The following is a 13,012-nucleotide window of genomic DNA, read 5'->3' as shown; positions in this document are numbered from 1 at the left end:
CCCTGGGCCGGGCGCGACGGTTGAAGACGGATCGATGCCGCCGCGCGCTAGCGCGGCGAAAGGCGGGGTTTGGCGGGCTAGGCAGTTAGTTGCATCTGCATGCGATGGATCCGGATGCCTGCGTATGCCTCAGCGCGACAGTGCGCGATGACTCAAGTATCCAGATCGAAGGCGCGTTGATCGTTTGCCGCTTGCGGCGCGTCGTGGAACGACAACTCGACGCCAATGCGCTCGCCGCTGCGCACGCGGCTGACGGCATGCCGGAGGTTCACACGGTAATAACCGCTGCTGCCCTTGAATGGCCGCTGGGCCGTGGCGATGATCGCAGCGTCACCAAGGCCGAGCGGAACGACCGTCGGGCGCGACTGCATGCGCGGACGCTGCTCCGTCAGCACCAGTTCGCCGCCGGTGAAGTCTTTCCCCGGCGCCGTGAGCAAGGCGACCACTTGCAGCGGAAACACATGCTCGCCTTCGCTGCGCTGATGCAGCGCCAGATAGTCGTCGGCGCCCAGTTGATTCAAATGCGACTGCGCCTGCGTTTGCCCCGCTCGCCGGCTGCGCTCCAGAAACGCGCCCAGCGCCGCCGGGAATCGATAAGGTATGCCAAGCATCTCGTTCCATCGATTGGCGATGGGTGCCAGATGACGATAGAGGTCCGCACGCCATCGCGCCCAGGGCTGCGGTAGCGCAGCGCCGAAATACAGCAGATCGCCTCGGCCGAGATCGAGCGAGTCAAGCGAAACGCGGCGCAATGCTGTCGATGTGCCGGCTTCGCGCGCGAGCCTGCGGGCCTCGTCCGCGCCGGCTAGCCGAGGCAGTACCGCATAGCCTTCGCCAGCCAGTTGCGCGGCGATTGCGCTCCAATCGAGCTTCTCGAATGTATCGGCAGATAAAGTCATGGACGAGGACGTGCTGGTTTCAAAATCCCGGGAGCGTTGCAGTCTGCGCAACCTCGCGCGTGAGCGCAATCGCCTTCTCGTGTTCGAGAAGCCAGCGCTTGCGATGCAGGCCCCAGGCGTAGCCCTTCAACTCGCCGTTGCTGGCAATCACGCGATGGCACGGCACGACGATAGCGATGGGATTCGCGCCGTTCGCCGCGCCGATGTCGATCGCCGCGCGCGGGTCTTCGAATCCCAACGCTCTCGCGAGCTTGCCGTAGCTGGTCGTGGTGCCGGCCGGAATGCGGCGCAACGCGGCCCACACCTTTTCTTCCAGGTCCGAACCCGCCATGACGACCGGCAGAGAATCGAGTGCAGTCAATTCGCCTGAGAAATAGCGCGTCATGGCGTCGGCAATCGAAGCGGGCGCGGCAGTTTCGATCAAATCCGCACTGCCGTAACGATCGCGCAAACCACGATGCAGACGCGGGCGATGATCGGCGAATTCGAGCGCATGCAGCCGCTGCTGCGCATCGCTCACCAGCATGAGGTCGCCGGGCGGCGACTCGATATGGCTGAGAAACCGTTGCATGATGCGTTCCTTTACGTTGCGTGCGCCAGGGCCTGTTATTAGCGTGAACAGGCCCTAACGTGAATCGTGAAAAATCAGGCCGACGGTATGCCGTTTGCCGCTGCGCACCGCGCTCACGCCGTGCCGCATGGCCACCCTGCGCGTGCCGCCGCGCCGGTTCGCAGCCGGCCGCTGATTGACGGTGAACAGCACCGCGTCGCCCTGCTCCAGCGGAATCACTTCGGCACGCTGACCGTTCGACGCGCTCTGCGTCATCACGAACTCGCCGCCCTCGAAATCGATGCCGGGCCGTGAGAGCAGCATCGCCACCTGCAGCGGAAACACATGCTCGCCGTAGAGGTCCTGGTGCAGGCAGTTATAGTCGCCGGGGCCGTATTCGAGGATGAGCGGTGTCGGCCGGGTTTGCCCCGCGCGGTGACATTGATCGAGAAACGCGTCGAGATCGGCCGGATACTGTGTGTCGATCCCCAATTGCTCGTTCCAGCGGTTGGCGACGGGCGCGAGGTACGGATAGAGCGCATGCCGCAACCGCTGAAGCAGCGACGGCAGCGGGTACGCGAAGTACTTGTATTCCCCGCGCCCGAAATTATGGCGCGCCATGACGATGCGCGAGCGAAAGCCGTTGTCTCTCGCGTACAGGGCGGCGAGCTGCGCGCATTGCCCGGGCCTGAGCACGCGGGGCAGGACGGCATAGCCGCGCGCGTCGAGCGATCGCTCGATCTCGACCCAGTCGTACGTCCCGGATTCCGGCTTTTCTGCTCGCATGGCTCCGGTTTTCATCGCGTGTATCCCTCCCCTGGCAACCGGCATACTCGCCGATCTCGCATACGGACCCACGATACGCCAACGCACCGTGCGTTCCGATCCGGATGTTGCGCTCTAATTCGGCGCGCGCCACGGCGTGGAATACTCAGGCGCCGCCGCAATGCGCCACGACGTTGGACTGCGCGTCGAGCCACACGGCAACGGCATCGAGCTTCGCGCCGGCGCACGGGCCTTCGATGCACCGCCCGTCTTCGAAGCGAAACAACGCGCTGTGATGCGCGCACATGATCACCTGGGCGCGATACGTCGGGACATGGCCCGGCTCGTAGTCGAGCGGCACCGGGAAGTGCGGGCAGCGGCTCGCGTAAGCCCATGGCCGCGCATCGGCGGCATCGCGACCTTGGTCGTCGTAGCGGCCATGGCGATCGAATTGCCCGGCATCGATCCGCGAGGAATGAGGTCGGCGCTCACGCTTTGCGCAAATGCCCGGTATGCATGTCGCTCAAACGGCTCAGCAGGATGCCGTAGCCGGTCAAATGCCCGAGATAGACGCTCGTGAACACGCCCGTTGCGGGCAGCGCCTCGACCAGCGCACGCAGCTCCTCGCGAGTCAGGGGCGCCACGAGCAGGCCTGGGCGCTCCACCCGAAGGTCGGCCTGCGAAGCCAGTTGCCGATGCACGTCCACGAGGCGCACGAGGCCGCGCCGGTATGCCTCTCTCCATTGCGCGTCCAGCGCCTCGTATTGCGCGTTGAACGTGTCGAGCGTTTCGAGGAAACCGACGATCGAATCGAATAGCTCGTGGTAGCACGCGAACAGCGGCAGGCGATCGCGATTGCGCTTCAGATGCGCCGACACCCACGACTGCTCCAGGTCCGACTTGAGGAGATCGTGCGCCTGCTTCAGATTGCTGCTCGTTACGCGCAGCGCGGCCGTCGCCGATTTCAGCTTCGCGCGGTCCAGCGTTTTCGTTGCGACCTCGGTGAGCAAGGCCTCGGCCTGTGCGTTGCCGTCGTTCACGAGTGTATTCGCCCAGAAGCCGTGATCGGGCGGGAAGGCAATCTGCTGGATGATGAAGCCGAGCAGCATGCCGAGCACCACGCCGATCAGCCTCTGCTCCAGCAGCGGTATGTGCTCGCCCGTGTAGAGCACGAGCGTCATCGGCACGGTGATGCTCGTCATCTGGAACACCGAAGGCCGGATACGCACGATCGTGAAGATCACGAGCGGCAGCAGGATCACGCCCAGCCACAAGTGCGGCGCGGTCAGCCAGATCAGGAGCGTGCCGACCGGCATCGCGACGAGGTTCGACATCACGCGCTTGTAGAAGTACCCGCGCGCCGCCGAGATGGAACTGCCAAGCGCGAGCGTGAGCATGGCCGAGCCGGAGAGCGCGACTGCCGCTTCGGGAAATCCGCATGCATACGGAATGCCAAAGCCGATCCACATGCCGAGCGTGAGTTTCGTGTATTTCGCGAGTTCGGAGAGGGAAAAGCGTGCGAGCGCACGGCGAAACGGCGTGAGCGGTTTGTGGGCGTAGGAGATGGAGGCCATGGATGCCAGCGGTCGTTTCGGGGCGGAGCGCCAATGTTAGCGCTAATGCCATGGCTGTTCCGGCACTCAGTCCGTCCTCGACGACTTCCCGATTATTGTGCCGCCCGGTTTTTCTTTCCGATTCGTCATACCAAAGCCAGGCACTTTGTGCGGATGCCCGCCCGTGCGGGCTCTGCGGGTCGCCGTGCGCAAGGCCCATTCCTTGCGAATTATTTTCAATTTCTTTCGCGTTTTGTTCATTTACCGTCATCTCCAACGGATGAAGTTCGCATTACGAACCCACCTTGGCGAACGTCTCCGCATCCCTCCAGCACTGGGGTCTGCCCATGACGACAACAACGAAGGTCTCCATTTGCCTGCCGACGTACAACCGGCCCGAACTGCTGGTTCGCTGCATCGAATCGTGCCTCATGCAAACGCATGCGAACATCGAGATCGTGATCGGCGACGACTCGAGCGACGATCGCACGCAGCAACTGATCGCCTCGCGTTACGGCAGCGACCCGCGTATCGCCTACCGGCGCAACGTGCCCGCGCTCGGTCAGGCGCCCAACGTGGCCAGCCTCTTCGAGCGGGCGAGCGGAGACAAGATCCTCCTGATCCACGACGACGACTATCTCCTCGTGCACTGCATCGAAAAGCTGCTTGCCCAGTGGGAACGCTATCCGGATCTGGAAGTCGCGTTCGGCAATCAATACGAAACCGATCATGACGGGCGCATCATGCACGCGGCTAGCGAACGCATGAACATCGCGTATTACCGTACGGCCAGCGCCGCGGGGCTGCAATACCCGCCGGGGCGCGCCGGCATCGTGCAGATGTTCCCCAACAACGGCTGGCTCGCCGATGCGGCGCTCGTCAAGCGCATCGGCTACGACGACCACTACGGCACCTGCTGCGATTACGTGTTCGGCACGCGCTTGTGCCTCGCGGCAAAACGCGTGTGCTACGTGAACGAATACGTCTCGTGCTATCGCATCACGGACATTTCGGTATCCCAGGCGACGCGCACGAGCATCAACGCATCGTCGATTTCGGCGTGGCGCTTTCTCAGGAGCCTCGCGCTGCCGCCCGAACTCGAACCGGCGCGCAAGCTCGCCATGCGCCGGCTCGTGCCGATCGTGGTCTCGCTGCTCGCGCGCAATCGCGAGGCGCGCGCCGGGCTGCAGCTTGCGCTCGGCAATCTCTACGCATACCGGTTCGGCTTCAGCCCGCGCCTCTACTACCACCTGCTGATGATCTGGAAAGCCACGCGTCGGCCCGGCACGGCGCCCGTCGCCCTGTTGGGCATGAAGGACGAGCAAGTCGGGGATACACCCCGAACGCGCATGCCGTAGCGAACGCATCACGTCGTGAACAGCAGGCGCAGGTCGGCCACGTTCGCGACGTGCGCCTGCGCGTTGATCCGTTCGATCCGTTGCGCGGTCTTATGCTGGCCGGGCACCGGTTCCGTGGGATCGCGCGCCTCGTCGTTCACTTGGGCGACGCTCAGCGATTCTCCTTCGTGCCGATGGCACGCACACGGCAAGCTGACCGAAGCCGCGGCCCACCCAGGGACGCCATGTGCATGCGCACGCGCCGCCTGCGCCGGGCACACGCCCCGCTATGCCCCTTTTTATTAATGCGGATGCCGCGTCGATCGGCGCCGGCGGCCCCCCCGCCAAGCTTGCCGAAAGCCCGGGGATACAACATACTTGGCGGTTCGACCGAATTCCCTCCGCATTCTCGTTCTACCGGGTCTTTTTCTCATCATGAGCACAATTCTTGAAAGCCTTCCGACCGGCCAAAAGGTCGGTATCGCCTTCTCCGGCGGCCTCGACACCAGTGCCGCGCTGCACTGGATGAAGCTCAAGGGCGCCGTGCCTTACGCCTATACGGCGAACCTGGGCCAGCCCGACGAAGACGACTACGATTCGATCCCGCGCCGCGCGACCGAATACGGCGCCGCCGGTGCCCGTTTGATCGACTGCCGCGCACAGCTCGTGGCGGAAGGCATCGCCGCCCTGCAATGCGGCGCGTTCCACATTTCGACGGCCGGCGTCACGTACTTCAATACGACCCCGATTGGCCGCGCCGTGACGGGCACGATGCTCGTGGCCGCGATGAAGGAAGACGGCGTCAACATCTGGGGCGACGGTTCGACCTACAAGGGCAACGACATCGAGCGCTTCTACCGCTATGGCCTGCTTGTCAATCCGGACCTGAAGATCTACAAGCCGTGGCTCGACCAGCAGTTCATCGACGAACTGGGCGGCCGCTCGGAAATGTCCGAGTTCATGCGCCAGTCGGGCTTCGAGTACAAGATGTCTGCCGAGAAGGCCTATTCGACCGACTCGAACCTGCTCGGCGCCACGCACGAAGCGAAGGACCTCGAGAGCCTGGAAAGCGGCATCAAGATCGTCAACCCGATCATGGGCGTGGCGTTCTGGCGCGACGACGTCAAGATCGACCGCGAAGAAGTGACGATCCGCTTCGAGGAAGGCCAGCCGGTCGCGCTGAACGGCCAGACTTTCCCGAACGCCGTGGAACTGCTGCTCGAAGCGAACCGCATCGGCGGCCGCCATGGTCTTGGCATGAGCGACCAGATCGAGAACCGCATCATCGAGGCGAAGAGCCGCGGCATCTATGAAGCCCCGGGTCTGGCGCTGCTCTATATCGCGTATGAGCGCCTCGTGACGGGCATCCACAACGAAGACACCATCGAACAGTACCGCGAGAACGGCCGCCGTCTGGGCCGCCTGCTGTATCAGGGCCGCTGGTTCGACCCGCAGGCCATCATGCTGCGCGAAACGGCCCAGCACTGGGTCGCGCGCGCCATCACCGGCGAAGTGAAGATCGAACTGCGCCGCGGCAACGACTACTCGATCCTCAGCACGAAGTCGGACAACCTCACGTATCAGCCGGAGCGACTGTCGATGGAGAAGGTCGCCTCGACGTTCTCGCCGCGCGACCGTATCGGCCAGCTGACGATGCGCAACCTCGACATCACCGATACGCGCGAGAAGCTGCGCGTGTACTCGAAGGTCGGTCTGCTCGCGCCGGGTGCGGCTTATACGCTGCCGCAGCTGAACGACGAGAAGAAGTAAGGCGTCGTCGCTTTATGAAGAAAGGGAAGGCAGTGCGCCTTCCCTTTTTTTGTGTCTGCGCGGGTTTGGCCGTGGCGTTGAAGTTACCCACAGATTTCGTTGACAAGCTTGTGGAGAACGCCTGGAACGAGTGCCCTAACCCGTTGATCGACTGGATATTTTCCGCCGCGTGAACGCGGAAGGCAGTGAAGGGCTACGGGGCGAGGCCCCAATACGCTGACCGGCATATCAGCCGTCAGGCGTATTGAAGACACTTACTGCGCGGCAAGCTGCTTCATCTTCCCGTAGACGAATTGCCCGAAGTACCACGATAGGTCGGAGTGGTTGAGGATGTTCGCATCGGACAGCGCCCCAGCCTCGAGCTTCAGGCGACGGAGCATGAGCTTGCCGGCCTGCGAGGCGATGTAGAGCCGCACCAGCTCCTTGCGGGTCTTCTCGTCGGCCGATTCGAAGTGCTCGCGGCCTTGCCTGACCTCCTCGTTGCGCTGCGAGCGCGCCTCTTCGTCGCGCGCCGCGATACTCTGCTTCACCGCCGTGGTCGCGACCGTCCTGGCGGTCTCCTGAGCGGCCGCCGCCACGGCCAGCTCGCCCTGGATCGCCACCATCTTGCGCTCGGCCTCCGAGACCTGCCAGTTGTGGCTCAGCGCCTTCATCAGATAGCCCGCAGGGCTCTTGGTCACCTTCCCCTGATTGAGCCGGAAACGCGTGTATTCGATCGCCTGCTGGATGCGCTCGTCGGTCCAGCTCATGCGGTGCTCCGCGATCACGTCGAACTGCTTGTTGGAGAGGCCGAACTCCTCCTTGAGCGTAAGCAGCAGGTCGTGCGCGTCAGGCTGCCGGGACAGCAGTGCGGCGACCGTATCCTTGCGCTTCATCCGGAAGCGGATCTTGTTGATTTTGCGCGAGGTTTCCGAGTCCGCCCGGGTTTCGTAGCTGAGGTCGATGTCCGATAGCTCGTTGATCTGGCGCACCGCCGGATCGAGGTATTTGGGCCGGAAGTGCTTGAACTCCGACGCGCTCGTCCCGAGTTTGCCGGGCCAGCGCCGCATGACGTCGAGTTCGATCCAGTCGGTCAAACCGGCTGCTACGAAGGGCAGCACGTAGTCGTAGATCGCGCGCGCGTAGGTTTGCGAGAACGACGCCGTGATGCACAGATTCAGCCAGTGATGCTTGTCGGGCCCGGTGATGTGGCGCAGCATGAGCGGCGGAATGCGGAACTGGATGCGCCCCTTGCCGATCTTGACGCTGCCCATCAGCTGCTCGGAAATCCACTGGTCGTCTTCGCTGGGCGCTCGGTCGGGCGGCGTGTCGGTCACCTCGATCAGCACGCGCTGCGCCTCCTTGATGACGCTCTGCAGATGACGCACGTTGCGGCTCTCATAACGCATGAGCCACTTGAAGTAGTTCAGGTCGACGTCGTAGGTGTCGCGCGGCGCGGGTTCCTGGGCGGCAATGAAATAGGCGGCGTCGATGAAACGGCGCGAAGACAGCCCAAGCCCATTGATGGCGACGAACACGTTGTTGCGCTGAAAGCCGATCTCACGCGTGCTCTCGTTGATCGGCTGACCGGACATCTCCTCAAAGAGCCCCAGCGACATCTGCAGTGTTGTTGTCCTTCGCCCGCTCTCCTCCGACATACGCACGCTCTCCCCGTCGACATTGGCGGGCACTCTATCACTACGCAAACGCAAGTCAACACAATAAACGTTACCTCAAACAGGCACCCGATCCGGCTCGCGCACAAAAACCGTACCTGATCGCACAAATATCTCTACAGCGACAGCACATAAAACGGCACCCGGGCGCACATAAAACGGTGCAGCGAGCACATAGAACGGTGCTTTTGAAGGGCAAGTGCCTGAAATAAAAGCGAACGTGTGCGTACGTTAGTTGGTTGGTGGGTTTTTATCTTTAAGTAAACAAACAAACCGCCCGCCAAAAAAGATGCTCAACGCGAATTTTGACGGGTTGTGTCTCGCGATTCGGTCAGGGAATTCAGGACGAATTGGCTTCAACGGCCCGTGTGTAAAAAGGCTCTCGACGCTCGGGTATCCGGACTCGACCTGCTTTCCGGCCAGTGAGACCCGTGGAAGGGTAACGATTTCTGTGCAGCTCCCGTGGTCTATGGACGTGGTTATGTGCAGGGCGTCGGTAGACGAGCCGGGATCGAGTCGAATGCGGTAAGGGGGATCGGTGGCACGTTGTTCAGGAAGCGATTTTTCGGTACGAGGACTGAAGGCAACGAAATTTGTGCGCGGGCAAGCGGCTCCGTGATGGCAACGTTTTTTGTGCACGTCCTGGAAGGCGAACGGGAGGTAACGTTTATTGTGCGCTCGCGATGTGGTGTATTGCCCTTCGCCGTCTGCGCGAGGTAACGAAATTTGTGCAACGTTGGCGTGGAGGCGCGTTTTGGCGAAGTCGAACCGCCTGGAGATGGCGAAATAGCTACCGTAGGGGTCGCCGAGGGGGAATCAGGCAACGGTTTTTGTGCAATGCGGCGGCAGGGGCGGACGCGGCAAGGCTTTCCCGGCACACACGGTAACGGTTTTTGTGCAATTGTCGCCGGCCAGGCTGGCCAGCGAAAATCTGGAAGCACAAAAATCGTTACCCGGCTGCCTGACCAGAGAGTGCCGGCAGATCAGGCGAGGGAACTGCACAAAAACCGTGACTGTCCGAGGTGCATGCGAGCAATGAAGCCTACGCAGAAAGATCCGCAGGTCGATTTGCACAAAAACCTCGACCGGCGCGGTTGCGACGGAGAGCACTGGCCCCGGCAAATTGCATAAAAATTAGGCGGATCGGAGGGGGATGGCCTACAGAGGCCTTGGTGACGTTGTCGGTTTTGCTGGTACTTTGCCCCTTGGGAGTGTCCGACGAGGGCCATAGAGGGCGTTTTGGAGGGTCACTTTTTTTCATATCGCCCTCAATTAGTGGGTTTTCATACGCTTTTGCTGTATTCTACGCTTTATCCAAATTCTGATAAAAAGCGTATTAATGGCAAAAACCATCGAATTGCCGTCGATCGATCGACGTGTGGATCTTTCCGCGATCACTGAATTTGCCGAAGAGGCCGGCCGTCTGTCCGAAGAGCTTCGGGAGATGATGCTGGCGCCGCGGCCGCGAAAGATGGCGCCCACATTTACGTCCGCTCAAGTCGCAGAGATGTGCGGCATTGATCGCATCAAATTGAACAACCTGCTCGCCACCCGCGAGGGTCTCCCGCAAGGCGTGGCGCAAGGATCCGGGCGCAGCCGGGTCTTCACCCTCCCTGAAGCGAGAACCTGGGTCCAGCAGGTTTCCGACATTTATCAGACACCGCTCCATACCGGCGTGCGCGATGCCGACGGCAAGGTGATCCTCGTTGCCAACTTCAAGGGCGGCTCGACGAAAACGACCACGACCATGTGTCTCGCGCAAGGCCTGACCTTGCGTGGCCGCAAGGTTCTGCTGATCGACCTGGACCCGCAAGCGTCGCTCACGGAACTCTGCGGTCTGTATGCCGAAAAGGAAGTGACTGAGGATAGCACGGTCCTGCCGTTCATCTACGACCCGCATATGGAAGGCGGTCTGCTGAATTTCGTGCAGGAAACCTACTGGGATGGGCTCGACGTCATTCCCGCGCACCCTACGCTCTTTTCCGCAGAGTTCCACATTCCCGGTACCGTGATCAAGAACCCGGGGTTCAAGTTCTGGGATCTGCTGCGCCAGGGAGTGGAAGCGCTGCGTAAGCAATACGACTACATCATTCTGGATACGGCACCGTCGCTGTCCTATCTCACGATCAATGCGCTCATGGCCGCCGACGCGATGGTCATGCCGCTCGTGCCCGAAAGCCTGGATTTCATCAGCTCGGTGTCGTTCTGGAGCCTGTTTTCAGACCTCGCGCACACGATCATGGAGCGCGGCGACGAGAAGACCTACGACTTCGTTTCCGTCCTGCTTTCGAAGGTCGACTATGGCAAGACGTCGTCGGCACCCGTCGTGCGTTCATGGGTGCAGCGGACCTACAAGGACTGGGTGAACGCGCTCGAGGTGCCGGCCAGTTCCGCGATGAGTAACGGTGCGCTCGCCATGGCCACCGTGTTCGACATCAGCAAGGGAGACCTCGCTGACAAGACGGTGGCGCGCGTGCGTCAGCCGCTGACTGATTACGTACAGTGGATCGACGATCTTTACGTAGAACAATGGAGGGCCGGCAAGTGAGTTCATTCCGCGACAAGATGGCGGCGAAGACCCGTGAACTCGGCTCGTCTTCGGAGCGCCCCGCCGCCGAACGACCGGCCGCCGTCGCGCCGGCCGAGCCGCGCCGCAGCAGTGCGTTCAAGACCGGGCCCGGCATGCTCGGCGCGTTGGCGGTGGCGCAGCAGCGCATCCAGGAACTGGAGAACACGAGCGACAAGCTCATGCTTCCGGTGAGCGCGATTCAGCCGAACCCGTGGCAGCCGCGCAAGATTTTCAGCGACGAGGGCCTGGCCTCTCTGGCGGAATCGATCCGCGAAGTCGGGCTTGTCGAGCCGATCGTCGTTCGCCGCGCGGAGAACGGCTATCAGCTAATCGCCGGCGAACGGCGTCTTCGTGCGCACGCGCTGATTCAGGCGCAGGATATTCGTGCCTCTGTGATCGAGTGCTCCGATCAGGACATGGCAGTGCTCGCGCTCGTGGAAAACGTGGGACGGGAAGACCTCACCGATTATGAAATTGGGCAATCGCTGCGCCGCGCCGAACGGGAATTTCCGACTCGCAAGCGCATGGCCGAGGCGTTGGGCATGTCGCGCAAAGGCCTGTACCGCTTCTTGGCCTTCGAAAATCTTCCGGATTTCATTCGACGCGATCTTGATTTGAATCCGCGGCTACTCGGCGGGTCGGCTGCTGACGAGGTAGTTTCGGCAATCAAGAAGTACGGCTCGGCGGGTCTTTCGGCGGCGCGCGAGCTATGGCCGGCCGTGGTCGGCCGGACGCTGGATCAAGGCAAGCTGGCCGCGGCGATCGGAGCGCAAGCTAGCCGGGGTGAATCGTCCGAAAGGGTATCCGAGCGCAGCATCGAGAAAATCTTTTCGGGCAAGAGCCACGCCGGCAGCATAACCAAAGATACCAACAGCTTCACGGTGAAGCTCAAGACGGGCGTGTTGTCGGACGCCCAGGAAACGCAAATTCGGGAGCTGATTAGTCAGTTGTTCAATGTAAAGCCCGGCTGATTAAGCCGCGAGGTCGTTGATGTGGATGGAAGCCCGCTTCGGCGGGCTTTTTTTTTGCGGCTTGGGTGGTGTGTCGACTCGACACACGGTTAAGGTCGATCGCAAGGGCGACGCGTTGGCGGGGCGGTGCCGCTTGCGGTCGACGCGTCGGGGGGGTGGTCGCGTGGACAAGCGTATCGAGGCGCCAGGATCCGTCGACCTGCTTCGTGTGTCGACTCGACACACGACCGATCATGCTTGCCGAAAGACGAAGGGGATGGCCGCATCGACTACTCGCCCGGCGTCAAACGGTTGCGGTCGGCGTGCGGCGTGCTCGAAAACCGGTGCAGTGGTCCCCGAATTCATTTGCTTGGGGTTGGCCGCTGTGTCGAGTCGACACACGCGGACAGAGGCATGGGACGCACGACAACACCCCATGAGGATGAGGCATCTCCACCGCGTGTTAATCGTGCTGCATACGAGAGGACGATCCGTCGCTTGTGCGCTCGCATAGTGATTTGCGACCCGGAGCAGTGTGTCGAGTCGACACACGGTCGTTGGCTCCCACAGTGATGGCCTGAGGTCAATATGATTTGGGGCATGCCACAGTGGTGGATCGCACGGTTCGCGAGGAAGCGCCTGGCGCGCCCCACGCGTGAAAGATGCACGATCCGCTCACGCGGATGCCCTTGGCGCCGGCCGCCACGGTTGCCGTTAGCGTCGTCAGCGCATATGTCCCATCATGCCAACCCGTGTGTCGAGTCGACACACCGCCGACGTACCCCAACGCTCCATGGCTTCAAATACGGGGTATCTGTTCGCCTGCGGAAGACGATGGCGCCCCAGCCGTTCCGGCCGAGATAGGGCCGATCTGATGAAATGGATAAGCGCCATGTTCCACTCTTGAAGAACAAGAATAAGCGGGGGTGCGGTCGGGCGTAGCGCTTAGCGTTGTGCTCGTAGG

10 protein-coding genes and 1 pseudogene are annotated in these 13,012 nt (G+C 62.0%); 4 read left to right on the top strand and 7 right to left on the bottom strand.

The window, feature by feature from the left end; genetic code table 11:
- Positions 1–152 precede the first annotated feature (152 nt).
- The 5 genes and pseudogenes from C7411_RS04565 to C7411_RS04545 form a co-directional block, all read right to left on the bottom strand.
- Complete coding sequence (locus C7411_RS04565; RefSeq protein ID WP_110383897.1) at positions 153–899, bottom strand: 2OG-Fe(II) oxygenase; 747 nt, start codon at positions 897–899, stop codon at positions 153–155.
- 19 nt (positions 900–918) lie between these two features.
- Positions 919–1,470, bottom strand: coding sequence for a methylated-DNA--[protein]-cysteine S-methyltransferase (locus C7411_RS04560; RefSeq protein WP_110383898.1), 552 nt, complete (start codon positions 1,468–1,470; stop codon positions 919–921).
- A 54-nt stretch (positions 1,471–1,524) separates the two neighbouring features.
- A complete protein-coding gene (locus C7411_RS04555) occupies positions 1,525–2,250 on the bottom strand; it encodes a 2OG-Fe(II) oxygenase (protein ID WP_165822739.1) in 726 nt (241 codons plus the stop codon).
- Positions 2,251–2,380: 130 nt separating this feature from the next.
- Positions 2,381–2,608, bottom strand: a pseudogene (locus C7411_RS04550) (Rieske (2Fe-2S) protein); the annotation flags it as partial.
- 94 nt (positions 2,609–2,702) lie between these two features.
- Positions 2,703–3,788 (bottom strand): aromatic acid exporter family protein, encoded by a 1,086-nt coding sequence (locus tag C7411_RS04545; protein ID WP_110383901.1) that lies wholly within the window; start codon positions 3,786–3,788, stop codon positions 2,703–2,705.
- Between the two features lie 326 nt (positions 3,789–4,114).
- Between C7411_RS04545 and C7411_RS04540 the strand changes: the two genes are divergently transcribed.
- Entirely contained in the window at positions 4,115–5,125 is a 1,011-nt protein-coding gene (locus C7411_RS04540; protein ID WP_110383902.1) for a glycosyltransferase family 2 protein, read from the top strand.
- A gap of 8 nt (positions 5,126–5,133) precedes the next feature.
- Here C7411_RS04540 and C7411_RS38580 read toward each other — a convergent pair whose 3' ends face one another.
- Positions 5,134–5,265 carry a hypothetical protein gene (locus tag C7411_RS38580; RefSeq protein WP_258365417.1) on the bottom strand — a complete coding sequence of 44 codons (132 nt, stop codon included), beginning with the start codon at positions 5,263–5,265 and terminating at the stop codon, positions 5,134–5,136.
- A gap of 274 nt (positions 5,266–5,539) precedes the next feature.
- On the opposite strand from C7411_RS38580, the gene argG reads away from it, so the two are divergent.
- The gene (gene argG / locus C7411_RS04535) at positions 5,540–6,874 is read left to right on the top strand and encodes an argininosuccinate synthase (RefSeq protein WP_110383903.1); all 1,335 of its coding nucleotides are present in this window, start codon (positions 5,540–5,542) and stop codon (positions 6,872–6,874) included.
- 254 nt (positions 6,875–7,128) lie between these two features.
- Here the strand turns inward: argG and C7411_RS04530 are convergent, their stop codons facing one another.
- On the bottom strand, positions 7,129–8,472 hold the full coding sequence (locus C7411_RS04530; RefSeq protein WP_243413045.1) for a replication initiation protein: 1,344 nt from the start codon (positions 8,470–8,472) through the stop codon (positions 7,129–7,131).
- Between the two features lie 1,396 nt (positions 8,473–9,868).
- Between C7411_RS04530 and C7411_RS04525 the strand changes: the two genes are divergently transcribed.
- Together C7411_RS04525 and C7411_RS04520 are read left to right on the top strand one after the other, a co-directional pair.
- Positions 9,869–11,077, top strand: a complete 1,209-nt coding sequence (locus C7411_RS04525; protein WP_062859876.1) for an AAA family ATPase — start codon at positions 9,869–9,871, stop codon at positions 11,075–11,077.
- Positions 11,074–12,069 carry a ParB/RepB/Spo0J family partition protein gene (locus tag C7411_RS04520; RefSeq protein ID WP_110383905.1) on the top strand — a complete coding sequence of 332 codons (996 nt, stop codon included), beginning with the start codon at positions 11,074–11,076 and terminating at the stop codon, positions 12,067–12,069. The genes C7411_RS04525 and C7411_RS04520 overlap by 4 nt, the downstream gene beginning before the upstream one ends.
- Positions 12,070–13,012: the final 943 nt, after the last annotated feature.

It is taken from the genome of Paraburkholderia silvatlantica, from assembly GCF_003096715.1.
Taxonomy (GTDB): domain Bacteria; phylum Pseudomonadota; class Gammaproteobacteria; order Burkholderiales; family Burkholderiaceae; genus Paraburkholderia; species Paraburkholderia silvatlantica.
This window is presented reverse-complemented; position numbering and strand designations above follow the sequence as displayed.

Excerpts from the sequence above, each read along its gene's own strand:
- C7411_RS04565 (WP_110383897.1), bottom strand. The coding sequence starts at position 899 with ATGACTTTATCTGCCGATACATTCGAGAAGCTCGATTGGAGCGCAATC.
- C7411_RS04560 (WP_110383898.1), bottom strand. The coding sequence starts at position 1,470 with ATGCAACGGTTTCTCAGCCATATCGAGTCGCCGCCCGGCGACCTCATG.
- C7411_RS04555 (WP_165822739.1), bottom strand. The coding sequence starts at position 2,250 with ATGAAAACCGGAGCCATGCGAGCAGAAAAGCCGGAATCCGGGACGTAC.
- C7411_RS04545 (WP_110383901.1), bottom strand. The coding sequence starts at position 3,788 with ATGGCCTCCATCTCCTACGCCCACAAACCGCTCACGCCGTTTCGCCGT.
- C7411_RS04540 (WP_110383902.1), top strand. The coding sequence starts at position 4,115 with ATGACGACAACAACGAAGGTCTCCATTTGCCTGCCGACGTACAACCGG.
- argG (WP_110383903.1), top strand. The coding sequence starts at position 5,540 with ATGAGCACAATTCTTGAAAGCCTTCCGACCGGCCAAAAGGTCGGTATC.
- C7411_RS04530 (WP_243413045.1), bottom strand. The coding sequence starts at position 8,472 with ATGTCGCTGGGGCTCTTTGAGGAGATGTCCGGTCAGCCGATCAACGAG.
- C7411_RS04525 (WP_062859876.1), top strand. The coding sequence starts at position 9,869 with ATGGCAAAAACCATCGAATTGCCGTCGATCGATCGACGTGTGGATCTT.